Consider the following 24717-nt stretch of genomic DNA (forward strand, 5'->3'; position numbering starts at 1 on the left):
TCCTCGAGCGATGCAGCCTGCTGCTCGGTGCGGCGCGACAGGTCGTCGTTGCCGGCGGCGATTTCCGAGGCCGAGGCGTTGATCGCATCGCTGCCCTGGCGGATCTGGCCGACGATCTCGGCCAGGCGCTCGACGGTCCGGTTGGCGTCGTCGCGCATGGTCGCGAACACGCCCTGGAATTCGCCTTCCATGCGCGTGGTCAGGTTGCCATCGGCCAGCGCCGTCAGCACCTGCGACACCTGCTCCAGGCTCGAGGCATTGGCATCGAGCAGGCCGTTGAGTTGGCCGGCAAGCTGCAGGTAGAAGCCCTTCTTGCCTTCCAGCGCGATGCGCTGCGACAGGTCGCCGGTGGCGGCCGCCTCGACCACGCGGCCCAGTTCCACTTCAACGTGCACCTGCGGCGTGCGGTCGCGCCATTCGATCACGTAGCCGAGCAGCGCGCCGTCGGTGTCGTCGACCCGGGCCACGCTCTGGCCGAAGTGGGCGCCGCCCAGCGAGATCTCGCTCTGGTGCACGTCCTGCAGCTGCTCGAGCAGCCCGGCGAGGGCAGGCGGGTCCTCGTGGTAGGCATCGATGCTGGTGCCGATGATGCGATCGGTCTCGAACTCGGGCAGCGCCGAACGGATCTCGTCGTCGTAGTGGCGCAGCAGTTCGATGACCGCGGCGTTGGCGTAGATGATGCTGCGGCCGGGGTCGGTGATCATCACGCTGGTGCCGGAGCTGTCGAGCGCGGTGCGGATGCGCAGGTTCTCGCTGGCGATCGCCTGGTCGCGCTCGATGCGCTCGCGCAGGTCGCGCTGCATGCGCTGCATGGCCTTGAGCAGGTCGCCGATCTCGTCGGCGCGACGGGTGTCGATGTGGCTGTCGAGCTTGCCGCCGGCGACGTCGTTGGCCACGCTGGCCGCCTCGCGCGCGGCGCGGGTGAGGCTGCGCGCAATCAGCCAGGCCACCGCCAGGCCAGCGCCGATGCCGGCCAGCAGCAACACCACCAGCAGCATGCTGGACGCGGCGTAGGTCCTGTTGGCGTCCGTCGTGGATGCGGCCGCGATGCGGTTGCCCTCGTCGGCCAGCGCGGCGAGCGCGGCGCTGGTGGCGTCGTGCAGGCCGCTGGTTTCGCCGATGAAGGTGTCGGTGGCGTCATCGGGCAGCTCGAGGTCGAGCATCTCGTTGACCGAGGCATACGAGACCTTGGCTGCGTCCCAGGCCGTGACCAGCTCGGCGAGCATGCGCTGCTCTTCGGGCGAGGACGCGAAGCGGCCGTAAGCCTCGAAGTTCTCCGCGAGCTGGGCTTCGATCTGCACCGCGCGCTGGCGCGCCTCGCGCTTGGAGGCTTCGCTGGCGCGCACCAGGCCGCGGTACGAAGCGGTCCGGTATTCGCCGAGCAATGCCCGCGTCTCACCGACGAGGGTGACGCTGGGCAGCACGTTGTCGGCCAGGCCCCTGGTCACCCGGTCCATCGAGCGCATGCCGCTGTACGCGCCGATGCCCTGGACGAGCATGATGAGCAGGACCACGCCAAAGGCCAGCATCAGCTTGGGCGCGAGCTTGAGATTCGAGAACCACTGCATGGGTCATTCCCCGGTGACGGAACGAAACGGCCCGGTCGCATCTGCGCCGGGCCGGGGCATCACTTGATGGTGGCGAGCTTGACGTCGCCCGGCGAGCGGACCGCGATCTCGGCGCGGCTGGCGTCGCGCTGGATCATGCCGACGACGCAGATGTCACGTCCTTCCAGTTCCTCGGGCGAAGGACGGAACTTGTCGCGCTGGTCCTGCGGGATGCGCGCGGAGAAGGTGTGGCGCGGGAACGAACCGCCCATGTGCAGGAACGTGGGTTGGCCTTCGGAATTCTCGGCGTAGCGGGTCTTCTCGACCTTGCCGCAGACCATGCCGCTCTGGCCGACGTGGCGCGAGGCCTGTTCAGGGCGGATGGCGTCCTGGGCGAGGGCGGCGAACGCGCAGCCGCCCAGCAGCAGGGCGGTCACGAGGCGGGTGGTCGTGGGGATCATCTGAATTACTCCGGTGGGGTCTGATGGCGCGCCGTCGCGTACGCCTGTTGCACCGATAGCGGCCGCGCGGGCGCGGACTTTAGGGCTGGCGCCCGCAGGCCAGGCGGCGCGGCACCGCGTCAGCCGCCGCGGCGCAGGCGCGCATTGCGCTGGCGCTCGACCTGGAAGATGTACTGCATGACCTGCTGTTCGATCGCCGCGGGCAGGTCCACGAACCGGCAGCCCGCACGCCAGCGCACGACGCCGCGGACTTCCTGGGAGCGGGTGTAGACCACCTCGAGCGCGACGGCGACGGGCGACGCGTCGGCCAGCCGCAACAGGCACGGCGCGATGCGGGCGGGCGGCTCGAACCGGGCCAGTTCACCCTCGGGGACCGCGATCGCGATGCCGCCGCCGCTGATGTCGAGGACGCGCAGGCCCGGTGTCGCAGGATCGGGCGCGTGCCCGGCGTCGCCCACGTGCACCATGGCCGACGTGGTGGCCGGGCACGCCAGCCGGTAAAGCTCGCGCCGCTGCATGCGCAGCAGCGCGGCCGGCAGGGCCGTGGTGAACGCCACGTAGTCCTCGTGCATGATCCGGGTCGGCGCGGACAGGCGGAAGCGGATCGGCACCAGGTCCAGCTGCGCCATGCAGATCATGCGGCTGGCGGCCGCCATGCGCAGGTTCATGGATTCGTCGCGGTTGCCGTCGAGCACCACGGTGCCGTCGTCGTGCACCGCCAGCAGCGCGGTCGGGCAGGCGAATCCGCCCGGCACCAGGCTGGCGCTGATCAGCGACCGCGCCTCGACCAGTCCGCGCAGGACCGACGCGATCTCGCCCGGTTCGCGCAGGGCGAAAGGCGACTGTTCCTCGTCGTCCAGCAGGTGCGAAGTTTGGTCGGCGACAGGCATCATCCAGGCCGCAGGGGTCCGTCCCTGTGGATAACGGCCGCTTGCCTGGAGAGTTGAATCGCTGCCGGGATTGGCGCCTGCGGGCGCCGCGGAAGGACCGCCGGAGATCAGAACTCCTGCCAGTCGCCAGCGGTCTCGACGGCCATCGCGGCGACGCGCCTGGCCGCAACGCGCGGCGCAGGCGTCGCACGGCCTGCGGCCGGCTTCGGCCGGGGCAGGGTCGCCACGCTGGCCGGTGCGGACGCGGAGGGCGCCGCGGCCCCGGTGCCCTGGACCGGCTCGCCGTCCTGCACCCGGAACACCGCGACCGTCTGCACCAGCTGTCCGGCCTGCTGCTCCATGCTGCGTGCGGCCGCCGTGGCTTCCTCGACGAGCGCGGCGTTCTGCTGCGTGCCCTCGTCCATCTGCGTGATCGCCTGGTTGACCTGCTCGATACCCGCGCTCTGCTCCTGCGAGGCGGCCGAGATGTCGGCGATGATGTCGGTCACCCGCTTCACGCTGGTCACGATCTCGCCCATGGTGCGGCCGGCCTGGTCGACCAGTTCGTTGCCGTGGCGGACCTTGTCGGCCGAGTCGGTGATCAGGGTCTTGATCTCCTTGGCCGCGCCGGCCGAACGCTGCGCCAGCGAGCGCACCTCGGCGGCCACGACGGCGAAGCCACGACCCTGTTCACCGGCGCGCGCGGCTTCGACCGCGGCATTGAGCGCCAGGATATTGGTCTGGAAGGCGATGCCGTCGATCACGCCGATGATGTCGGCGATGCGGTTGGACGATTCGGAGATCGCGGACATGGTCTCGACCACGCGCCCGACCACCTCGCCACCCTGCGAGGCGACGTCGACCGCGCCGATGGCCAACTGGTTGGCCTGGCGGGCGCTGTCGGCGTTCTGGCGCACGGTGGAGGTGAGTTCCTCCATCGACGAGGCGGTCTCTTCCAGCGCGGCCGCCTGCTGCTCGGTGCGGCGCGAGAGGTCCTCATTGCCGGCGGCGATTTCCGACGCCGAGGCGTTGATGGCGTCGCTGCCCTGGCGGATCTGGCTGACGATTTCGGCCAGGCGATCGACGGTGCGGTTGGCGTCTTCCGCCACGTCGCCAAAGCGCCCGGCGAGCCCGGCGTCGATGCGCCGCGACAGGTCGCCCTCGGCCACGGCCGAAAGTAGGCTGCCGATCTCGTCCAGGCCGGCATCGGTGGCCGCCATCAGCCGGTTGAGCTCTTCGATCAGCTCGCGGTAGGCAAATTCGAAGCGGGCGCTGTCGCCACGCAGCGAGAAGTCGCCGGCCACCGCCGCCTCGACCAGGCGCCTGACCTCGCTGTTGCTGTCAAGCATCGAGCGCTTCACCGCGTCGATGGCGTCCGTGATCTTCGCCTTCTCACCCGGCAGGCGCTCGATGTCGCGCGACAGGTCGCCGCGCGCGTAGCGCGCGACCGTATCGACCACCTGGGCGTTCATGGCGATATGCGATGCGACCAGGTCGTTGAGGCCGGTGGCCATGGTGCCGTAGGCGCCGGGGAACGCCGCCGCCTGCATCACGTGGCTCGTGGTGCCGGCATCGTGCGCGGCCTTCATCTCGCGCTGTGCGCCCGTGTAGGCCTTCAGCGTGGTGACCATCTCGCGCATCGACGAGGCCAGCGCGCCCAGTTCGCTGCGCTCGGCCACGGTGATCGGGCGATCGAGGTCGCCGCGCGAGACCGCATCGGCCGCTGCCATGACCTCGGCCAGCGGACGCACGATGGAGCGGGTGATCAGCACCGCCGCGGCAACCGCGATCATCAGTGCGACCGCCAGCAGCAGGGCGATCGCCCACAGGTTGGAGACATGGCCTGCTTCCTGCCTGGCCACCGCGGCGTCGAGCGCCGCAAGCTTGTTCTGCAGCAACGCGGCGACCGCGTCGGCGGCGGCCTGGCGCAGGTCGCCGGCGGCAGCTGCCGGCCCTGTGTCGCCGATTTCCAGCGCCGCCACCAGCTGTGCACTGTTGTCGAAGTAGGCCGCGGCCCTGGAGAGCACTTCCTCGTAGGCCTGCCGCGCGTCCTCGCCCTGGACCCGCGCGGCGAAGTCGCCGGTCATCTGCTCGAAGGCCTTGCGCCCGGCGATGAGTTCCCCGCCGTATTCCTGCATCTTCGCCGCGTCGCCGACGCTGCCGACCAGGCCGCGTTCGCTGACCCGGTACTCGGCCAGCGCGGTGGCCATCGCGCCCAGTTCGCGCACGGCCGGGACCGACTCATGGGTCAGTTCCAGCACCATCTCCTGGGCGACGCCCATCCGGTCGACGGCAAAGCCGCCCATGACCACGATGAGCAGGGCGAGCGCGGCAAAGCCGATCCCGAGGCGCTTGCCGATGTTGAGTGAGCTGAACATCTTGGATCCTGGTGGTGGAGGTGCTGGCCCACATAACGGCGCCACGCGGAGCGGCTTGAGGCCGTGGCACGGGACGGCCGCGCCGGCGGGTGACGCAGGCGTGCGCGGGATGCGTTGCGGCAGCGTGCGCCAGCCGGGTAGCGGGGTGCCGCGCGCGGCGATCAGAAATGGAACTGGGCGCGCAGTCCGAAGGCTTCCGGATCGCGCAGCACGCCGGCACGGCGGGCATGGGCCAGCACATAGTTGGCCTGCAGCTTGAAGTTGCGGCCCAGATACCAGTTCGCGCCGATGGTCCAGTTCGACTGGCGGCCGCCAGTCACCTGGCCATCGTCGAGGTCGAGCTGGCTGTAGCGCAGCAGCAGTTCGAGCGCGGTGGTCGAGGCGGGAACGACGTTGGTGGCGTAGCCGTTGTAGCCGCGCGATTCACCGGTCAACACCCAGCTGCCGAACAGGTAGGCACCGTGCCCGGACACCGCCTCGAGGCCATCGCCACGTCGTGCGCGTACGTCCAGAACTTCGCCCTGCAGCGACCAGGGGCCCTGGATCCACAGACCCTCGAGTCCGGTGCGCCGGATCGCGTCGACCCCGGCGATGGTGCCGGTGTCCACCAGGCGCACGTCGGTCAGGCCCAGCTCGGGGCGCGCGCGCATGCGTAGCGTTGCGCTGTCGGGACGCTCGCGGCTGCCGGCGATGCCCAGGTGCAGCACGTCCCCCGGCGCGTTGCGCGGCACCCACGCCGCGCGCGCGGCCAGGGTGTCGCCCTCGTTGTCGCCTTCCAGGTCGCTGCCGTCGAACCAGGCGACACTGGCCAGGTAGGCTGGCCGCTGCAGCGCCCACTCCGCCCCGACGCGGCGCCCGGCGTAGGTCACCTGCACCGGCAGGGCAGATTCCAGGAAGGGCGTGTTGCGCGATGAGCCCACCCCGTCGAATCCGACCGGGGTCTTGAACTGGCCCAGGCGCAGCGTGCCGATGTCGAGGCCGAGCAGGCCCTTCGAATCGAGCTTCAGCGCGACGTCCATCCAGGTTCCCGATTCCAGGTCGCGCTGCACGCCCAGCTCGTAGCTGCCCTTGCGGCGCAGCGACAGGCCCACTTCGCGGCGACGGAAGCGACTGTCGTCGGCAAACGCGGCCGCGCCGATGCCCTGCCCGGTATGCCCGAAGGCGTTGTGGTCGTAGGCCCAGTTGCCGCTGAACACGAGTTCGTCGCGCTCGCCCACCGGTGCCTTGAGCGAGATGTCGCGCCAGTCGGCGGCGTGCGCGCCGGCGGCGAGGGCGAACGAGGACAAGATCAGGAACGTCTGGATGTGCACGGCAGCTCCTTCGCCGGGCGCAGCCGCGCGGCGGAGTCATGGGTGGGTGAAAGACAATGCGCCGACAGCGGGCGATGTCACGTCGGTCAACACGTCGGGAGGACGGAAGGCTTGCCCGTTGTCGGCAGCGGCAGGCAGAGCTTTAGGAAAGGATCGCGGCTTCAGCAGGGCCGGGCTTTCGGGCGCGCGTGCCTAGGCAGTGCGCGGAACGCGGGGTGGTACGCGTTTCGACTGTCCGGACAGAACAGGATCCCGCGGCACACCAGCGCCGCGGGATTGACGCGAGTCGTACCGGCTTCGGCCGCGGGGCTCAGGCGGCCTCGGCGGCAACCAGGCCCATGATCTCGTGGCCCATCAGGCGCTCGATGTCGAGCAGGATCAGCATGCGCTCGTCGAGCGTGCCGATGCCGGTCAGGAACTGGCGGTCGATGGTGGCGCCGATCTCCGGCACCGCGCGTACCTGCTCGCCCGACAGGCGCACCACGTCGGACACGCTGTCGACCACCATGCCGACCACGCGGCCGCCCACGCTGAGCACGATCATCACCGTGAGCGCGTTGTACTCGGCCTTGGCCAGGCGGAACTTCAGGCGCATGTCGATCACCGGCACGATGATGCCGCGCAGGTTGATCACGCCCTTGATGTAGTCGGGCGCGTCGGGCAGGCGGGTCACCGCGTCGTAGCTGCGGATCTCCTGCACGCGCAGGATGTCGACGCCGTACTCCTCCTCGCCGAGCACGAAGGTGAGGAACTCGGCGGTGTCGGCATCGCCGTTGGTGGAGGCGGGGGAATCGTGGCGGGCCTGGGCGGGCTGGGACATGGCGCGGTCCTTCGGAAAGTCGATAGGGGGTGGGAGTTGCAAAGCGTCAGGCGGCAGCCGCGAGCGGCACGGCCTGGGCGAGGCCGCCCGCGTCGACGATCAGGGCGACGCGGCCGTCGCCGAGGATGGTGGCGCCGGACACGCCGGCGATGCGCTTGTAGTTGCTTTCGAGATTCTTGACCACGACCTGCTGCTGGCCGAGCAGTTCGTCGACCTCCAGCGCCAGCCGGCGGCCGTCGGCCTCGACCACCACGGCGATGCGTGGCGGCGCGTCCTCGCCCTGGCTGCGCGCGGAAGGCGGCAGGCCGTACTGCTTGGCGAGGTCGATCAGCGGCAGGTAGTCGTCGCGCACGCGCAGCACGCGCGCCTCGCCGACGATGGTGCGCACGTCGGCCGGCGTCGGCAGCAGCGATTCGACCACCATGCTCAGCGGCACGATGAACACCTCGTCGCCGACCGCCACCGACATGCCGTCGACGATGGCCATGGTCAGTGGCAGGCGGATCACGACCGTCGTGCCGTTGCCGGGACGGCTGCGGATCTCGACCTGGCCGCCCAGCGCTGCGATGTTCTTCTTGACCACGTCCATGCCCACGCCGCGGCCGGACAGGTCGGTGAGCGTGTCGGCGGTGGAGAAACCGGGCGCGAACACCAGGTCCCAGACCTGCGCGTCGGTCGGGTTTTCGGGCATCGCGATGCCGCGTTCGGCGGCCTTGCGCAGGATGCGATCGCGGTCGAGGCCGCGGCCGTCGTCCTCGATCTCGATGACGATGTTCGCGCCCTGGTGGGCGGCGCTCAGGCTCAGCGTGCCGGTCTCGTCCTTGCCTGCAGCGCTGCGCTCGTGCGGCAGCTCCAGGCCGTGATCGATGGCGTTGCGCACCAGGTGCACCAGCGGATCGACGATCTTCTCGATCACGCCCTTGTCCAGCTCGGTGGCCTCGCCGTGGGTGCGCAGCTGCACCTTCTTGCCCAGGCGCGTGGCGATATCGCGGACCATGCGCGGGAAGCGGCTGAAGGCGAAGTCGACCGGCAGCATGCGCACGCCCATGACCGACTCCTGCAGGTCGCGGGTGTTGCGCTCGAGCTGCACCAGGCCCGACATCAGCGCCTCGTTGAGCACGGGGTCGAGGTGTTCGGAGCGCTGGCGCAGCATGGCCTGGGTGATGACCAGTTCGCCGACCAGGTTGATCAGCGCGTCGACCTTGGCGACCGCGACGCGGATCGAATTGTCGACCTCGCCGCCACGGCGCGCGGCGGGGGTGGCAATGTCGGTGGCCGCAGCGGCCGGCGACGCGACAGCTGCGGGCACGAGCTGGAGGTCGTCGACGGCAGGCGCGGGCACGGCCAGCACGGCGTTGTCGATGCCAAGCTCGCACTCGTCGGCGACCCAGGCGAAGGCCTCGTCGATCACGGTGCGCGGCACGCTGCCGGGCAAGGTCAGGTTCCAGGCCAGGTAGGCCTCGAACGGATCCATCTCGGTAAACGCCGGCAGCCGCGCGTCGACGCATTCCACGCCCAGCTCGCCGTGAGTGGCGAGTTCGCGCAGGATCCGCAGCGGATCGTTGCCGGTCATGAACAGCGACGGGCCGGGGCTGAAGGCGATGCGCCAGTCGCCGCTGGCGGGCGCGGGCGCCGCAGCGTTGGCGGTAGCGTCAGTGGCCGGCGCAGCGGCGCTTTCGCCAGCGAGCAGCGCATCCAGACCGGCACGCGCCTCGGCCAGCGCGGCCGCATCGATGGTACCGCCGTGTTCGCAGGCCGCGAGCAGGCCGCGCAGCACGTCCACCGACATCAGCAGGACGCCGATGGCGATCGGGTCCAGGGCGCGGTGGCCGGCGCGGGCCTCGTCGAGCAGGGTTTCAAGCAGGTGGGTCAGGTCGGTGACGCTGGAGAAGCCGAACGTCGCCGCGCCGCCCTTGATCGAGTGCGCGGCGCGGAAGATGACGTTGATGGTCTCGGGGTCGCCGCCGCCGGACTCGAGCGCCAGCAGGCCGCCCTCCATCGCATCGAGGCCTTCGCGGCTTTCTTCGAAGAACGCGGCATGGAAGCGGGTGATGTCCATGGCGTCAGCTCAGGACCTTGCGCACGGTGGCGAGCAGCTGCTCGGGATCGAAGGGCTTCACCAGCCAGCCGGTCGCGCCAGCGGCCTTGCCTTCCATCTTCTTGTCGCCACCCGATTCGGTGGTGAGCATCAGCAGCGGGGTGAAGCGGTAGTCGGGCAGCTGGCGCAGCTCGCGGATCAGCGAGATGCCGTCCATGCGCGGCATGTTGACGTCGGTCACCACCGCGTGGAACGAGCGCGTGCGCGCCATCTCCAGCGCGACCTGCCCGTCCTCGGCCTCGCTGACCTCGAAGCCGCCCGATGTCAGGGCGAAGGCAACCATCTGGCGCATCGAGGTCGAGTCGTCGACGACGAGCAGTTGCTTGGTGCTCATGCAGAGGCTCCGGTATTGATGTGGGTGTCGGCGGGCTGCACGGCGGAGGGCTCCGAATCGGCATCGGCATCGTCGACGCCGAGGCTGACGGCAAGCGCAAGCTGGCGCGCGGCTGCGGCCAGCGTCGGCGAGGCGTGGGTGATGGTGGTGCGCTGGCCGCGCGCGGCACGGTCGCGGACGAAGGCGTGCAGCAGCTGCAGCCCGGCGGCGTGCACGCGCTCGACCTGGTCGCCGGAAAGCTCCAGCGGAACGTCGGCGTCCAGGTGGGGCTGCAGCGCCGCCTGCAGGTCGGCGACGCGTTCGATCCCGAGGTCGGTTTGGAGCGTCAGATGGTTCATGGGGTGGGCACGTGGATGCAGTCCTGAGGATTAACGGCGTGCGCGCCTGTGACTTGAGCGCCTTGGCTCAGCCGTAGAGCGCGTAGGCGTCGAACAGCACGGTCGGGCAGGCACCGACGCGCGCGACGCCGAGGATCACGCCGGGCGAGCTGCCCTGCAGCGGCGGCTCGATGCGGTCGCGGCCCAGGGTCACCACGTCCTCGACGGCGCTGACCAGCACGCCGATCAGTTCGTCGTCGCGTTCGACCACCACGATCCGGCTGTGTTCGTCGGGCGCCACCTGGCCGGCACGCAGCCACCGGCCCAGGTCGTACACCGGCACGATGCGACCGCGCAGGTTCATCACGCCGAGCACGGCCGGCGCCGCGCCGCGCATCGGCACGATCGGGACCACGCGCACGACCTCCTGCACGCGCAGCAGCTCCAGCGCGTAGCTGTCGGCGCCAACCACGACCCGCAGCCAGCGCGCGGCCTGCGCGATCGCGATGGCCGGCGGCTGCACGGCGGCGAGCGGCGGCGGGGGCGGTGTCATGTCCTGCGTGGTGAATGCGGGGACGGGTACGGGTGCGGACACCGGTGCAGGCACAAGTGCAGTCGCAGGGGCAAGGACAGGGACAGGCTCGGGCTCAAGCTCAAGCGCTGGCCCCGGCGCGAATGCAGGCGCAGGATCGCGCGCAGGTGCGGCTGGCGCCGTCATCGCCATCACAACCGCGTCCGCGGCCACGGACTGCGAGTCGTCGAGCAGGGCCTCGAGGTAGTCGATCACGTCGTTGGCGCCGCCGTCGGGGCTCATGCCGCCCGTCTCTGCGACGCTTCCCCCTGCGCCAGCAGCCAGGCCAGCGCGCGCGCGTAGGCGTCGACGCCGCGGCCACTGCAGCCGGCTTCGCTGGTCAGGCCCTGCGCGTCGCGCAGGCGGGTATCCATCGGCACCGCGTCGGGCCAGACGCAGCCCTCGTACTGCGCGTGCAGCTGCTCCAGGCTCTGCACGCCCGAGCGCGTGCGCTTGTCGTACAGGGTGGGCAACACGTGCTGCGGCAGGGGGCGGCGGCGCGAGCGCTCCACCATGGCGGCGGTGCGCAGCATGTCGGCCAGGCCGTGCAGGGCCAGCGGATCGGTCTGGGTCGGCACTACCAGCCGGTCGGCGGCGGCCAGCGCGTTGACCATCAGCAGGCCCAGGGTTGGCGGGCAGTCGAGCAGCACGTGGTCGTAGCTGGCGTGCACCGCATGCAGCGCGCGGCCCAGCGCCAGGCCAAGGCCGGGCTGGCCCGAACTGCGCCGCTCCAGGGTGGCCAGGGCCGGCTGCGCGGCGACCAGCTGCAGGCCGGGCACCTCGGTGCGCCGGGCCAGCGTCGCCAGCGAAGCGCCGCTGCCGACGAACAGATCGTGGGTGCCGGCCGGCGGCGGGTCGGTCGGTACGGAAAACGCGCGCGTGAGCGAGGCGTGCGGATCAAGGTCGACCAGCAGCACGCGGCCGCCGTCCTGCGCCAGTCCGCGCGCAAGGCACAGGCTGGTGGTGGTCTTGCCCACTCCGCCCTTCTGGTTGGCGATGGCCCAGACCTGCATGTCAGCGAGCTCCCGGTTGGGTGGTGGACGGGGTGAACGCTGCCGCGGTGGCGGCCTGGATCGCGGCGGCGGCGTCGTTGGCGCGGGCCGGTTCGGCAGGCGCGGCGGGCGCCGCATCCATCGCGATCTCCGGACCGGATTCGGGCACCGCGTCGACGCCGTCCGGCGCGGCCAGGATCACCAGCAGCACGCGGCGGTTGGCATTGCGTCCCTCGGGCGTGTCGTTGCCGGCCACCGGCTGGTGCTCGCCGTAGCCGACCACCGCCAGGCGGCCGGGGTCGACGCCTTCGTCCGCCAGCACGTGGACCACGCTGGCCGCGCGCGCCGTCGACAGTTCCCAGTTGGAGGGGAACGTGGCGGTGCGGATCGGCATGTCGTCGGTGTAGCCCTCCACGCGCACCGCGTTGGGTTCGTCGCGCAGCACCTCGCCGAGCTTGCGCACGGTCGAGGTTGCCACCGCGCTGGGCGCGGCCACGCCGCTGGCGAACAGGATGTCGCTCTGGATCTCCACTTCCAGGAAGGTGCGCGCGCGGCGCACCGTGACCAGCTCCTGGCGCACCAGCTCCGACAGCGCGTGCTGGATGCGGCGGCCGAGCGTGCTGAGCTGCGAATTGCCGCGCAGGCTGGCGTCCATCGCCGCAGCCTCGGCTGCCTGCCGCGCGGCCAGCGCGTTCTGGCCGCCCAGCGGCGCATCCAGCATCTGCCGCACGCGCACGTTGCTCACCGGGCTGGTGGCGGTCGGTCCGGTCTTGGCGCCGGGCGTGAGCAGCGAGGGCCGGTCGAAGGAGGAGCCGCGCAGCTGGGTCTGTCCCAGCTGGATCGGGGTGATCGAACGCGGCGGACCGCCGAAGGCCGACGACAGCGCGTCGGACACCGCGCGGTACTTGCCCTCGTTGATCGAGGAAATCGCGTACATGACCACGAAGAAGGCCAGCAGCAGGGTCATCAGGTCACCGTAGGGCACGGCCCAGGCCTCGTGGTTCTGGTGTTCTTCCTGGTGGCGACGGCGTGCCATGGCGATCAGTGCACATAGCCGTTGAGGCGGGCTTCGATGTTGCGCGGGTTCTCGCCCTGCGCGATCGCGATCAGGCCCTCGATGATCATCTCGCGCTCGAGCGCCTGCGCGTTGACCAGGGTCTTGAGCTTGTTGCCGATCGGCAACAGCGCGAGGTTGGCCGAGCCGATGCCGTAGATGGTCGCGGTGAACGCCGCGGCGATGCCGTGTCCGAGCTTGCTCGGGTCGGCGAGGTTCTTCATCACCGCCATCAGGCCGAGCACGGCGCCGACGATGCCGAGCGTCGGCGCGTAGATGCCCATGCCCTCGAACACCTTGGCCGCGGCCAGGTCGCGCGCGCTCTGTCCGTGCAGGTCGATCTCCAGCATCTGCCGGATCGATTCGGGCTCCACGCCGTCGACCACCATCTGCAGGCCCTTGCCCAGGAACGGGTCGGACTGCAGCGCCACCTGCGCCTCCAGGCCGAGCAGGCCCTGCTTGCGCGCGGTGGTCGACCAGTCGACGATCTGCGCGATCACCGCGGCGTGGTCGTGCGCGGGCGGCCTGTAGATCCAGGCGACCATCTTCAGCGCGCGCAGGAAGGTGGGCAGCGAGGTCTGCAGCAGGATCGCGGCGATGGTGCCGACGACCACGATCAGGAACGCGGCCGGCGACCACAGGCCCGACAGGCCCGCGCCCTTGAGGATGCTGCCGCCGATCAGGGCGACCACCGCGAGCACGGTGCCGATGACACTGAGTCTGTCCATTGCCAGTTTAACGGTCCGTGGCCGGGTTACTTGAACGCACGCCCGGCGCGCGCAGCCCGCTGCCGAGCAGCGCGTCGACGTCCAGGATCAGGGCCATGCGGCCATCGCCGATCAGGCTGGCGCCGGCATAGCCGGGCAGGCCGCGCAGGGTCGGCGGCAGCGCCTTGATCACCACTTCCTCGCGACCACGCACCTGGTCCACCGCCAGGCAGTAGCGCGCCTCGCCCGACTGCAGCACCACGCAGGTCGAGTCCGGCAGCGGCGCCGGCTCCATGCCCAGCCATTCGCGCAGGCCCAGCAGCGGCAGCGGCTGCTGGCGCAGGTCGAGCACGCGCTGGCCGTCGATCCACAGCGCCTTGCCCGGATCGTGCGAGAGCACTTCGATCACGCGCACCAGCGGCAGCGCGTAGACATCGCCCGCCACTTCCACCAGCAGCGTCGGCAGGATCGCCAGGGTCAGCGGCACCCGGATCGCGAACCGCGACCCGGCGCCGACTTCGGAATGGATCTGCACCGTGCCCGACAGTTCGCGGATGCGCGACTGCACCACGTCCATGCCGACGCCGCGGCCGGACAGGTCGCTGACCGCGTCGCGGGTGGAGAAGCCGGGCAGGAACAGCAGCTGCAGGCATTCCTCGCTGGACAGGCGCGCGGCGGCGTCGTCGTCGACCAGGCGCTTGTCGACGGCAATGCGCCGGATCTTGTCGGGATCGATGCCGGCGCCGTCGTCGCGCACCTCGATGGCGACATGGTCGCCCTCCTGCTGCGCGCTGATCCGCACCTGGCCCTGCTCGGGCTTGCCGGCGCGGCGGCGCGCTTCGGGCGCCTCGATGCCGTGGTCGATGGCGTTGCGCACCAGGTGCACCAGCGGGTCGGCCAGCGCTTCGACCAGGTTGCGGTCGAGTTCGGTGTCGGCGCCCGACACCTCCAGCTGCACCTGCTTGTCGAGCTGGCGGGCGACGTCGCGGGCGAGCTTGGGGAAGCGTGCGAACACACGCCCCACCGGCTGCATGCGCGCGGTCATCACCGCGGCCTGCAGGCGCGCGGTGGCCACGTCGAGCGAGGCCACCGCACGGTCGAGGTCGTCGTCGCGCAGGCGCGGACGCAGGGTCTTGAGGCGGTTGCGCGCGAGCACCAGCTCGCCGACCAGGTTGACCATGGCATCGAGCCGGCGCACGTCCACGCGCACGGTGATGTCGGCAGGTTCTGCCGGCGCGGCCGCGCGTTCGGGCGGTGCGGGACGAGGCGGAGGTGGCGGAGTCGGAGTCGGAGTCGGAGTCGGAGTCGGAGTCGGCGCAGGCGCAGGCGCAGGCGGCGCAGGCGCTTCTCCGGGTGCGCCGCCTGCGCCGTGCAGGCTGTCGAGCAGGGCTTCGAAGTCCAGGTCGTCGAGCGAATCGCTGGCCGGCGCTACCATCGCCGCCAGCGGCGTCGTGGCCTTCGGCGCGGCGCCGGCGCCTTCGCGCAGCGCGGCCAGCACCGATTCGGGCGCCGGCACGGGTTCGACGCCGCCGGAGATGCAGTGGAGCATGTCCACCAGCAGGTCGATGCCCTGCTGCACGCTGTCGAAGGCGGGCGGGTCGAGCGGCGCGCTGCCGTCGCGCGCGGCGTTGAGGCGGTCCTCGACCGCGTGGCAGACCGACACCATGGTGCTGAAGTCGAGGAAACCGGCGCCACCCTTGATGGTGTGGAAGCCGCGGAACACCGAGTTCAGGCACTCGCGGTCGGCGGGCGCGCGTTCGAGCGCGACCATCTGCTCGCCCAGCTGGTCGAGGATCTCGCCGACCTCGACCAGGAAGTCGGCGCAGATGTCGGAAGCGGCAGACGACATCGCGCTACAGCCCCAGCGACGACAGCAGGCTGTTGGCGTCGTCCTGGCTCGCCGCAGGCGCGTCCAGGCCGTGGACCGAGGGGCCGTAGCCGTGGCTGGACAGCTGCAGCGGGCGATCGTTGCCCGGCGCGTACTCGCCCAGGCCTTCGTCGACGGTGCGCACCAGGTCGACCACGCGGCGGATGATCTGGCCGGTGAGGTCCTGGTAGCCCTGCGCCGCGGTCATCTCCGACAGCCGCGAACGGACCGCGGCCACCACCGTCGCCTGCGCGCCGGCGTCGGCGGCGGCCAGGCTGCCGAGCAGGGTGCCGCACTCCTGGATCAGGTCCAGGGTGTGGTGGCTGGCGTCTTCGCTGACTTTGACCACGTGCTCCAGGCGCAGGCAGGCCTCGCCCAGCGAGGCGCCACCGGTGCCGGTGCCCAGGGTCTGTTCGAGCTCGCGTGCAAGCCGCACCAGCCCCTGCACCAGCGGCTGGCTGCGCCACTGGATGAGCTCGTCGACATTGCTGCGCCAAGCGTCGTCGTCGGCGTCCTCGAGCGCGGCCAGGGCCGCGTGCAGGCACTCGATCAGCGCAGCGCGCTCGGCGCCCGGCACGATGGCGGCGGGCGCCGTGCTCATGCGGTGGCCCCGAGGCGTTCGAACACCTTGCCCAGCTTGTCGCCCAGCGTCGCCGCGGTGAACGGCTTGATCACGTAGCCGTTCACGCCGGCCTGGGCGGCCTCGATGATCTGCTCGCGCTTGGACTCGGCGGTCACCATCAGCACCGGCGTCTTGGCCAGGGTGGCGTCGGCGCGGATCGCCTTGAGCAGGTCGATGCCGGGCATGCCGGGCATGTTCCAGTCGGTGATCACCAGGTCGAACGGACCCTTGCGCAGTTCGACCAGCGCGGTGGTGCCGTCGTCGGCCTCGGTGGTGTTGAAAAAGCCCAGGTCGTTGAGCAGGTTCTTGACGATGCGGCGCATCGTCGAGAAGTCGTCGACGATCAGGATGCGGATGTTCTTGTCCATGCGGACCTCATGTGGTGCGTGTGTGGGGGTTGCGTGCCCGATGGCTCAGGGCAGGTAGTCGTCTTCGTCGTCGCCGGCGTCGCGGCGCCAGTCGGCCAGGCGCGCGCGCAGGCGCACCGCGGCCTGGCCGTGGATCTGGCAGGCGCGCGATTCGCTCACGCCCAGCACCGCGCCGATCTCGCGCAGGTTCAGCTCCTGCTCGTAGTACAGCGACAGCACCAGCCGCTCGCGCTCGGGCAGGCCGTCGATGGCACCGGCCAGCGCGTCGCGGAAGGCGCCCTGTTCGAACTCGCGCGCCGGATTGGCACTGCCGTCGCCGGCCAGCCGCGGCTCGCCATCGTGTTCGTCCATGTGCGCGTCCAGGCTGACCAGCTGCCCGCGCGCGGCGTTCTCGACCATGGCGTGGTATTCGTCCAGGCCCACGCCGAGTTCGGCGGCGACCTGCTGCGCGGTGGCGGGCTGGCCGGTCCCCTGCTCGATCCGGCGGGTGGCCGCGACGATGTCGCGATAGCGCCGGTGCACCGAGCGCGGCACCCAGTCGCCGCGGCGGATCTCGTCGATCATCGCGCCGCGGATGCGGATCGAGGCATAGGTCTCGAAGGCCGCGCCCTGGTCGGACTGGAAATTGCGCGCCGCGTCGATCAGGCCGAGCATGCCGGCCTGGATCAGGTCGTCGATCTCGACGCTGGCCGGCAGGCGTGCGGCGAGATGGTGGGCGATGCGGCGCACGAGTTCGCCGTGCTTCTCGACGACCTCGGCGGCCGATCCCTGCTGGTTGGCACGGTAGCGCGCGGTCGCGATGGCGTTCATGCGGCGGCCCCCCGCGCGGCGGATCCCGGCGTCGACACCAGGCGCTCGAGGAAGAACTCGACGTGGCCGCGCGCGCCGGGCGGCGACTGCCACTGGCGCGAGCGCCGGGCGATGTCGCGGAAGGCGATCGCCGAGGGCGCCGACGGAAAGGCGTCGACCACCGCGGCCTGGCGCTGCACCGCACGCCGCAGCCATTCATCGCGCGGGATCGCGCCGAGGTAGTTGAGGGTCACGTCGAGGAAGCGCGCACTCACGCGCTGCAGCTTTTCGAACAGCAGCCGGCCCTCGGCCGGGTCCTGCACCTGGTTGGCCAGCACCTGCACCCGGCTCACGCCGCGCTCGCGGCTGAGCACCTTGATCAGGGCGTAGGCGTCGGTGACCGAGGCCGGCTCGTCGCAGACCACGACGATCACGTCCTGCGCGGCCTGGCAGAAGGTAAGTACGCCATCGGCGATGCCGGCGGCGTTGTCGACCACCATCACGTCCAGGTCCAGGTCGAGCTGCGAGAACGCATGCACCAGGCCCACGTGCTGGCGCGGCTGCAGTTCGGTCATGTGGCGCTTGCCGGACGCGGCCGGCACCACCAGCAGGCCGTTGCCGGCATCCATGACGGTATCGCGCAGCTCGCAGCGGTCGGCGAACACGTCGGCCAGGGTGAAGCGCGGCGACAGGCCGAGCATCACGTCGACGTTGGCCAGGCCCAGGTCGGTGTCGAGCAGCAGGGTGCGCTGGCCGGCATTGGCCAGGGCGGTGGCCAGGTTGACCGAAACCGAGGTCTTGCCGACGCCGCCCTTGCCGCTGGCGACGGCGATCACCCGCACCGGGCCGCGGGCACTGTCGGTGGTGGAAACGGGCAGGGTGGGGTCAGGCGACTGCATGGCGATCCTCGGTGGCGAGGGGGTTATCGGCAGCACGGTGGGATTTCTCCAGTGACTGGACGAGGCGGGTGGCGTCGGCGGCGTCGATATCCGACGGCACCTGCTGCCCCTGGGTGGTATAGGCAAGTCCCAGGCCATGGCGGGCCAGGACCGAAAGCGCGGAGCCGAGCTGGCCGGCCTCGTCGAGCTTGGTCAGCACCACGCCCTCGGGCTTGGCCGGGCGATAGCGGCGGATCACTTCGCCCAGGTCGTGCGGATGGGCATTGGCGGGCAGCACCAGCAGGCTGCGCACCCGCTGCGAGGCGCGCAGCCACAGGATCTGGCTGAACACCGCGCGGTCGCGGGGGGCGTGGCCGGTGGTGTCGACCAGCACCAGCGGGTAGTCGACCAGCTGCGCGAGCGTGTCCTGCAGCCGCTCCGGGCCTTCGGCCTCGCACACCGTGATGCCCAGGCGTCGGCCATGGGCCTGCAGCTGTTCGCGCGCGCCGGGGCGCTGGCAGTCGGTGGTGACCAGGGCGACGTCGCGGGCGCGATGGCGGGCGGCAAAGCGGGCGGCCAGCTTGGCGATCGTCGTCGTCTTGCCGGCGCCGGTCGGCCCGACCAGCGCGATCACGCCGCCGTCGTCCAGCGGTTCGCTGCGCAACACGGTAAGCATGCGCGCCAGCTCGGCCAGCATCGGCGCCTGCACCTCGCTCGGCGGCAGGCGTGGATCGATGCGCTCGGCCACGGCCTGGGCCAGCGATTCCTCGCAGCCGTAGCCGATCAGCGCGTCCAGCACCGCCGCGCGCGCCGGCGAACCGCGCAGCCGCTCCAGCGACAGCTGCTCCATCTGGGTTTCCATCATCTGCCGCATCCGCGCCATCTCGTCGCGCATCGCGACGATGGCCGGATTGGCTTCGGGCGTGGCGACCGCCTGCAGCGCGCGCGGCGCTGGGGCTTCTACTTCGGCTGCGACGTCGGCGGCGGCGGTGGCCTGCGCGATGGGTGCCGGAATCCAGGCGGGGAGGTCGGGCACAAAGCTCGCGGCGATGCGCGGCGCGGCCACCGGCTCAGCCGGCGCCTCGTCATCGGCACCGGGCCTGCGCGGCATCGGAATGTTGTCGGGCAGCAGCGGCACGAAGTCAGCGGCGTCGCTCTCCATCGCGGCCACGCGTGCGTCGTGTGTGTCGTTGGTCGGGACTGCAGCCGGCGAACGGCGCGGGCCGGCGTCGAGCGCGGCCATCATCGCGTCGAAGCGGCTCGGAGTTGCCGCGGACGGCACCTCACTTACCGGCGCAGCGGCGACGGCGTGGATCGAAGCAGCCGCCGAGACGGGTTCGGGCCAGGCGTGAACCGGAGCGGGAGCCGCCACAGGCGCGGGAGTCGGGACAGAAGTCGGTGCCGGAGCCGGAGCCAACGCCTGCACGGGCGCTTGCGTCGCAGCTGCAGCCGGAACCTCGGCGCCTTGTGCAGCGGTGAGTTCCGCCAGCGTGGGACCCTCGCCGATCCGGAACACGGCGCGTGCCCGCGAGATCAGCGTCTCGCGCGGTGCCGCCGGCGTTCCGGCAACGGTCGGCGCTGCGGGCGTCGCAGCAGCGGCCGTTGCACCGCGAACCAGGGCTGCAGGCGCTTGGGCCGGCGCGCGCGCCAGCTGCGGGGCCGCTGCTTCCCCGGCGGCGGGCGCCGCGGCGCGCAGCGCCTGCGCCACCAGGGCCTCGTCGTAATCGGTGGCTGCAACCACCTCGATGCCAACGCCGCCGGCGCTGGTGCGGGTGGACAGGATCACCGCATCGGGACCCTGTTCGTCGCGGACCATGCGCAGCGCGGTACGCATGTCGGGAGCGGTGAAACGCTTGATTCGCATATCGGAAAGCCCGGTCGGTTGGCGTTGGGAGTGGCCTGCCCTCTCCCTGCAAGACCCGGGCCTGAGCGTTCCCGGGGTCGCGTCGGAAGCTTGGCGCGGCAGGCGCTGTGGCCCCATTCCGAGCCTGCGTCTCTTCGAGGGGATGGATCCGGGCTTGCGGATCGAGGCCGTCCCGAGCCGGGGGTTGCTACTCGGCTCGGTCAGCCATCCATGGCTGACTCGCCGCCGCAGCGCATCCATGCGCTGCTTTCCGCAACCCCCGGCCCGAGACGGCCCTTGGCCATTCCCAGCAGCCACTTCGATCAGCAGAAAGCAGTTGGCGACCGAAGTGTCGAAACCAACAGATCCGGCAAGCCGTGCACTGACGGTGCGGGATCGCGCCAAGCAAGACATGGATGTCTTGCGCGCGAGTCAGGACAGGATGTCCTGACCGAGCGAAGAGCGACCCCGCACCGGCAGGGCGCGGCGTCCATCCGAAGTCCGGATCGCCGGTGCTGGAACGAACGGCGCAGTGCCTCTCAATCGACGAGGAACTTCAAGAAACCCCTCAGCCCACTGCCCCCACCAGCCGCAGGCGCTTGTCTTCCGGCACCTCGGCGTAGGCCAGCACCGCCAGCGAAGGCACGCTGTGGCGGACCAGGCGCGCGACCGACGCGCGCACGCCGCCGGGCACCAGCAGCACCGCCGGTTCGCCCCGGCTTTCCTGGCGGCTCACGCAGTCGCCCAGGTTCTGGTGCAGGCGCTCGGCCAGGCCCGGCTCCAGCGCCGCACCCTGCCCGCTCACCGAATCCTGCAGCACCCGCTCCAGCGCCGGCGCCAGCGTGTACACCGGCAGCTCCGGCGCCATGCCGTTGAGCTCCTGCACGATGAAACGGCCCAGCGCGACCCGCACCGCCGCCGTCAGCGACGCCGGGTCCTGCGTCTGCGCCCCGTGCTCGAGCAGGGTCTCGACGATCTGCCGCATCTGCCGCACCGGCACCCTGTCGGCCAACAGCGACTGCAGCACCTTGACCACCACCGACAGCGGCAGCAGTTTCGGCACCAGGTCCTCGACCAGCTTGGGCACGCTGCGCCCGAGCGCCGCGAGCAGGTTCTGCACCTCGTCGTGGCCGAGCAGCTCGGACGCGCGTTCGCGCACCACGTGCGACAGGTGCGTGGCCGCGACCGTGGATGCGTCGACCACGGTGTAGCCCAGCGACTCGGCGTGCGCGCGCTGGCCCGGCACGATCCACACCGCGTCCAGGCCGAACGCCGGATCCTTGCCCGGGATGCCCTCGAGCGGGCCGAACACCCGGCCCGGATCCAGCGCCAGCTCGCGATCCGGCACCAGCTCGCCAGTCGCCACCGGCACCCCGTGCACCAGCAGCCGGTACTGGCCCGGCGCCAGCTCGAGGTTGTCGCGCACGTGCACGGCCGGGATCAGGAAACCCAGGTCCTGGGTGAGCTTGCGGCGCACGCCCTTGAGGCGCGCCAGCAGCTGCCCGCCCTGGGTCTGGTCGACCAGCGCGATCAGCTTGTAGCCGACCTCCAGCGCCAGCGGCTCGACCGGGCGGATTTCGTCCCAGCTCAGTTCGGCCATTGCAGCTGGCGCCGCGTCGGCACTGGCGCGGCTCGCGTCGGCGGCGTCGGCGGCGTCCGTCGTGCCCTTGCGCAGCTTCCACGCCGTGCCGCCGAGGATCGCCGACAGCAGCAGGAACGGCACGTTCGGCATGCCCGGCACGATGCCGATCAGGCCCATCAGCACCGCGGCGACGGTGAGCGCGCGCTGGTGGCCGAAGACCTGCTTGGACATCGTCTCGCCCATCTCCTGCTCGCCGGTGGAGCGGGTGACGAGCATGGCGGTGGCGACCGCGATCAGCAGCGCCGGCAGCTGCGCCACCAGGCCGTCGCCGATGGCGAGGGTGGTGTAGGTCTGCGCCGCGTCGGCGAAGGACATGCCGTGCGACAGCAGTCCGATCAGGATGCCGCCGATCAGGTTGATCACCAGGATCAGGATGCCGGCGATGGCGTCGCCGCGCACGAACTTGCTGGCGCCGTCCATCGAGCCGTAGAAATCGGCCTCCTCGCGCACTTCCTGGCGCCGCGCCTTGGCCTCCTCGCGGCTCAGCAGGCCGGCGTTGAGGTCGGCGTCGATCGCCATCTGCTTGCCGGGCAACGCGTCGAGGATGAAGCGCGCCGACACCTCGGAGATGCGGCCGGCGCCCTTGGTGACGACGATGAAGTTGACGATGGTCAGGATCGCGAACACCACGATGCCGACCGCGTAGCTGCCGCCGATCACGAACTGGGCGAAAGACTCGATCACGTGGCCGGCGGCGGCCGCGCCCTCGTGGCCGTGCATCAGCACCACGCGGGTGGAGGCGACGTTGAGCGCCAGCCGCAGCAGGGTGACCATCAGCAGCACGCTGGGGAAGATCGAGAATTCCAGCGGCCGCCGCACGTAGACCACCGCCAGCAGCACCACCAGCGACAGCGCGATGTTGATGGTGAACAGCGCGTCCAGCACGATCGGCGCCAGCGGCACGATCACCATCGCCAGGATCGCGAGCACCACCACCGGCGCGGCGGCGCCGTTGCGCAGGCTGGACAGGATCAGGGCGCCGCGGCCGGGCACGCTGCTCATCGCGCCGGGCTTCCGTCGCCGTCGGCAGGCGCGCCGTCGACCGGGTCGGGCGCGCCGTCGGCGCCGACGTCGAACTCGGCCATGGCCGGCATCGGCTCGCGGCCGGGCACCCAGGTCCGCAGCTGGTAGACGTAGGACAGCACTTGCGCGACGGCGGCGTACAGTTTCACCGGGATTTCCTGATCGACCTGCGACTGCCTATACAAGGCGCGTGCCAGCGGCGGCGCCTCGATGATCGGGACCCGGTGCTTCTCGGCCAGCGCGCGGATCGCCAGCGCCATCTCGTCGACGCCCTTGGCGACCACGGTGGGCGCATGCATGCCCGGCTTGTACTTCATGGCGACGGCGTAATGGGTGGGGTTCATCACCACCACGTCGGCCGCGGGCACGGCATCCATCATCCGCCGCTGCGACATCTGCCGCGCGATCTGGCGCACGCGCGCCTTGACCTCCTGGTTGCCCTCGGCCTCCTTGGCCTCGTCGCGCAGCTCCTGCTTGGTCATCTTCAGCTTGCTGCGGTGCTGGTGGTGCTGCCAGGGCACGTCGATCGCCGCCAGCAGCGCCAGCGCACCGACCATCGCCATCAGCGCGCCGAGCGCCAGGTCCACGCCGCCGGCGACCGAGGCTTCCAGCGACGCCTGCGGCATGGTCAGCAGGGTCGAGAACGCACGCCACACCACCCAGCCGCCGATGCCGCCGATCAGCGCCACGCGCAGCAGCGAGCGCAGCAGTTCGGCCACGCTCTCGCTGCTGTACAGGCGGGCGATGCCCTTGAGCGGGTTGAGCCGGTTGAAGTCCGGCGCCAGCGCCTTGCTGGCGAAGCGCAGCCCGCCCATCGCCGCCGGCGCGATCGCGCAGGCGACCAGCGCCGCCAGCAGCAGCGGCAGCAGCGGCAGCGCCAGGTCGACGATCAGCCCGATGGCGTGCGGCAGCAGCCGGTCGGGGGCGCCGAGCAGCTCCGGCTCGATGGTCAGCGCGCCGCGCATCCAGTCGCGCGAAGCGGCGCCGACGTTGCCGCCGGTCGCCTTCAGCGCCAGCACCGCGCAGCCGAGCACGGCGACGTTGCCGAGCTCGCGCGAGCGCGGTACCTGGCCCTTCTCGCGGGCCTCGCGCAGCCGTTTTTCGCTGGGTTGTTCGGTGCGGTCTTCCTTGGACGCCTGCTCGCTCATCGCCGTCTCATCCGGTCAGCGCGCGCGCGGCGGTGAAGGCCTGCTCGAACAGCTGCCCGACCGGCGTGGCGAGCTGGCGCATCAGCAGCATCAGCAGGGTCAGGCCGACCAGCAGCGACATCGGCAAGCCGATCGCCATCGGGTTGAGCTGGGCGGCGGCGCGGGCGAGCACGCCGAAGGCGATGTTCACCGACAGCAGCGCCATCATCACCGGCAGCGCCAGCAGCGCGCCTGCGCGCAGGCAGGCGGCGAAGAACGTCGGCACCGCCGACAGCAGCGCCTGCACGTCCGGCAACGCGGCACCGATCGGCAGCCCGCCGTAGCTGTCGGCCAGCAGGCTGATCAGCGCCAGGTGCCCATCGGTGATGAAGAACAGCAGCGCGAAGGCCAGGTAGAACCACTGCGACAGCACCACCGAGGAGGCGCCGCTGAGCGGGTCGGCCATGGTCGCGAACGACAGGCCCATGCCCTGGCTGACCAGTTCGCCGGCCAGGCGCCCGGCCTCGAACGCCATCCGCAGCATCATGCCGATGGCGATGCCGACGCTGAACTCGCGCAGCACGCCAAGCGCCGTCGCCGCGTCCACCGCCATCGGCGGCGGCGCCGGCAGCACTGCCGCCAGCGACGCCGACAGGGCCAGCGTCACGATCAGCCGCGCCTGCGCCGGCATGCCGCGCCCGGCGATCACCGGCAGCACCTGCAGCGCCGCACCGATGCGCAGCGCGTACCAGAGCACGGCGGCCAGCATGCCGAACAGGTCGACGCCGGCCATCGATGCGAGCGAGACGGTGTCCACGCGCGTGCTTCAACCAATCAGGTGCGGGATGCGGTGGAACAGGTCGATGGTGAAGGCGACCATGCGCCCGAGCAGGAAATGCCCGGTCATCGCCATCACCACCACCAGGCCGACCACCTTGACCACGAACGGGATGGTCGGCTCGTTGATCTGGGTGGCGGCCTGCAGCACGCCGACCCCGACGCCGACCACCAGCACGGCGACCAGGGCCGGGCCGCCGAGGGTGAGCGCCATCTGCAGGCCGCGGGAGATTTCGCCAAGGGCGGTTTCGGGGGTCATGGCG

At 71.1% G+C, this 24717-nt stretch carries 23 protein-coding genes; all 23 read right to left on the reverse strand.

All coding sequences use genetic code 11. The features are described 5' to 3' along the window. Positions 1-1568, reverse strand: a 1568-nt coding sequence (locus ACW5DW_RS00005; RefSeq protein WP_457016416.1) for an MCP four helix bundle domain-containing protein, incomplete at its 3' end; no start/stop codon positions are given. Between the two features lie 59 nt (positions 1569-1627). Then, complete coding sequence (locus ACW5DW_RS00010; protein WP_457016417.1) at positions 1628-2008, reverse strand: hypothetical protein; 381 nt, start codon at positions 2006-2008, stop codon at positions 1628-1630. Positions 2009-2127: 119 nt separating this feature from the next. Further along, a complete protein-coding gene (locus tag ACW5DW_RS00015; protein ID WP_457016419.1) occupies positions 2128-2898 on the reverse strand; it encodes a flagellar brake protein in 771 nt (256 codons plus the stop codon). Between the two features lie 107 nt (positions 2899-3005). After that, positions 3006-5255 (reverse strand): methyl-accepting chemotaxis protein, encoded by a 2250-nt coding sequence (locus ACW5DW_RS00020; RefSeq protein WP_457016420.1) that lies wholly within the window; start codon positions 5253-5255, stop codon positions 3006-3008. Between the two features lie 161 nt (positions 5256-5416). Continuing rightward, positions 5417-6565: an OprO/OprP family phosphate-selective porin gene (locus ACW5DW_RS00025; protein ID WP_457016422.1), complete on the reverse strand. Its 1149-nt coding sequence runs from the start codon at positions 6563-6565 to the stop codon at positions 5417-5419. 310 nt (positions 6566-6875) lie between these two features. Next, positions 6876-7385 carry a chemotaxis protein CheW gene (locus ACW5DW_RS00030; protein WP_457016424.1) on the reverse strand — a complete coding sequence of 170 codons (510 nt, stop codon included), beginning with the start codon at positions 7383-7385 and terminating at the stop codon, positions 6876-6878. A gap of 46 nt (positions 7386-7431) precedes the next feature. Further along, positions 7432-9444 (reverse strand): chemotaxis protein CheA, encoded by a 2013-nt coding sequence (locus ACW5DW_RS00035; RefSeq protein WP_457016426.1) that lies wholly within the window; start codon positions 9442-9444, stop codon positions 7432-7434. Positions 9445-9448: 4 nt separating this feature from the next. Further along, entirely contained in the window at positions 9449-9817 is a 369-nt protein-coding gene (locus ACW5DW_RS00040; protein WP_457016428.1) for a response regulator, read from the reverse strand. Beyond that, positions 9814-10155, reverse strand: a complete 342-nt coding sequence (locus ACW5DW_RS00045) for an STAS domain-containing protein (protein ID WP_457016429.1) — start codon at positions 10153-10155, stop codon at positions 9814-9816. The genes ACW5DW_RS00040 and ACW5DW_RS00045 overlap by 4 nt, the downstream gene beginning before the upstream one ends. A 67-nt stretch (positions 10156-10222) precedes the next feature. Continuing rightward, entirely contained in the window at positions 10223-10948 is a 726-nt protein-coding gene (locus tag ACW5DW_RS00050) for a chemotaxis protein CheW (RefSeq protein WP_457016431.1), read from the reverse strand. Beyond that, on the reverse strand, positions 10945-11718 hold the full coding sequence (locus ACW5DW_RS00055) for a ParA family protein (RefSeq protein ID WP_457016433.1): 774 nt from the start codon (positions 11716-11718) through the stop codon (positions 10945-10947). The genes ACW5DW_RS00050 and ACW5DW_RS00055 overlap by 4 nt, the downstream gene beginning before the upstream one ends. A 1-nt stretch (position 11719) precedes the next feature. Beyond that, positions 11720-12733, reverse strand: a complete 1014-nt coding sequence (gene motD, locus ACW5DW_RS00060; RefSeq protein ID WP_457016435.1) for a flagellar motor protein MotD — start codon at positions 12731-12733, stop codon at positions 11720-11722. A gap of 5 nt (positions 12734-12738) precedes the next feature. Beyond that, positions 12739-13479, reverse strand: a complete 741-nt coding sequence (locus tag ACW5DW_RS00065; protein ID WP_457016437.1) for a flagellar motor protein — start codon at positions 13477-13479, stop codon at positions 12739-12741. A gap of 7 nt (positions 13480-13486) precedes the next feature. After that, complete coding sequence (locus ACW5DW_RS00070; protein WP_457016438.1) at positions 13487-15307, reverse strand: chemotaxis protein CheA; 1821 nt, start codon at positions 15305-15307, stop codon at positions 13487-13489. 4 nt (positions 15308-15311) lie between these two features. Continuing rightward, positions 15312-15926 (reverse strand): protein phosphatase CheZ, encoded by a 615-nt coding sequence (locus ACW5DW_RS00075; protein WP_457016440.1) that lies wholly within the window; start codon positions 15924-15926, stop codon positions 15312-15314. Then, positions 15923-16315, reverse strand: coding sequence for a chemotaxis response regulator CheY (cheY, locus tag ACW5DW_RS00080; RefSeq protein ID WP_457016442.1), 393 nt, complete (start codon positions 16313-16315; stop codon positions 15923-15925). The genes ACW5DW_RS00075 and cheY overlap by 4 nt, the downstream gene beginning before the upstream one ends. A 45-nt stretch (positions 16316-16360) precedes the next feature. Then, the gene (locus ACW5DW_RS00085; protein ID WP_457016444.1) at positions 16361-17125 is read right to left on the reverse strand and encodes an RNA polymerase sigma factor FliA; all 765 of its coding nucleotides are present in this window, start codon (positions 17123-17125) and stop codon (positions 16361-16363) included. Beyond that, positions 17122-18003, reverse strand: coding sequence for a MinD/ParA family protein (locus ACW5DW_RS00090; protein WP_457016446.1), 882 nt, complete (start codon positions 18001-18003; stop codon positions 17122-17124). Before ACW5DW_RS00090 ends, ACW5DW_RS00085 begins: the two co-directional genes overlap by 4 nt. Beyond that, the gene (locus ACW5DW_RS00095) at positions 17990-19816 is read right to left on the reverse strand and encodes a flagellar biosynthesis protein FlhF (RefSeq protein WP_457016448.1); all 1827 of its coding nucleotides are present in this window, start codon (positions 19814-19816) and stop codon (positions 17990-17992) included. The genes ACW5DW_RS00090 and ACW5DW_RS00095 overlap by 14 nt, the downstream gene beginning before the upstream one ends. A 577-nt stretch (positions 19817-20393) precedes the next feature. Then, the gene (flhA, locus tag ACW5DW_RS00100) at positions 20394-22469 is read right to left on the reverse strand and encodes a flagellar biosynthesis protein FlhA (RefSeq protein WP_457016450.1); all 2076 of its coding nucleotides are present in this window, start codon (positions 22467-22469) and stop codon (positions 20394-20396) included. Further along, positions 22466-23638, reverse strand: a complete 1173-nt coding sequence (flhB, locus tag ACW5DW_RS00105) for a flagellar biosynthesis protein FlhB (RefSeq protein WP_457016452.1) — start codon at positions 23636-23638, stop codon at positions 22466-22468. The genes flhA and flhB overlap by 4 nt, the downstream gene beginning before the upstream one ends. A 7-nt stretch (positions 23639-23645) precedes the next feature. Next, positions 23646-24434, reverse strand: a complete 789-nt coding sequence (gene fliR / locus ACW5DW_RS00110; RefSeq protein ID WP_457016454.1) for a flagellar biosynthetic protein FliR — start codon at positions 24432-24434, stop codon at positions 23646-23648. Between the two features lie 9 nt (positions 24435-24443). Next, positions 24444-24713, reverse strand: a complete 270-nt coding sequence (locus ACW5DW_RS00115) for a flagellar biosynthetic protein FliQ (protein ID WP_457016456.1) — start codon at positions 24711-24713, stop codon at positions 24444-24446. Positions 24714-24717: the final 4 nt, after the last annotated feature.

The organism is Luteimonas sp. A482 (assembly GCF_054072655.1).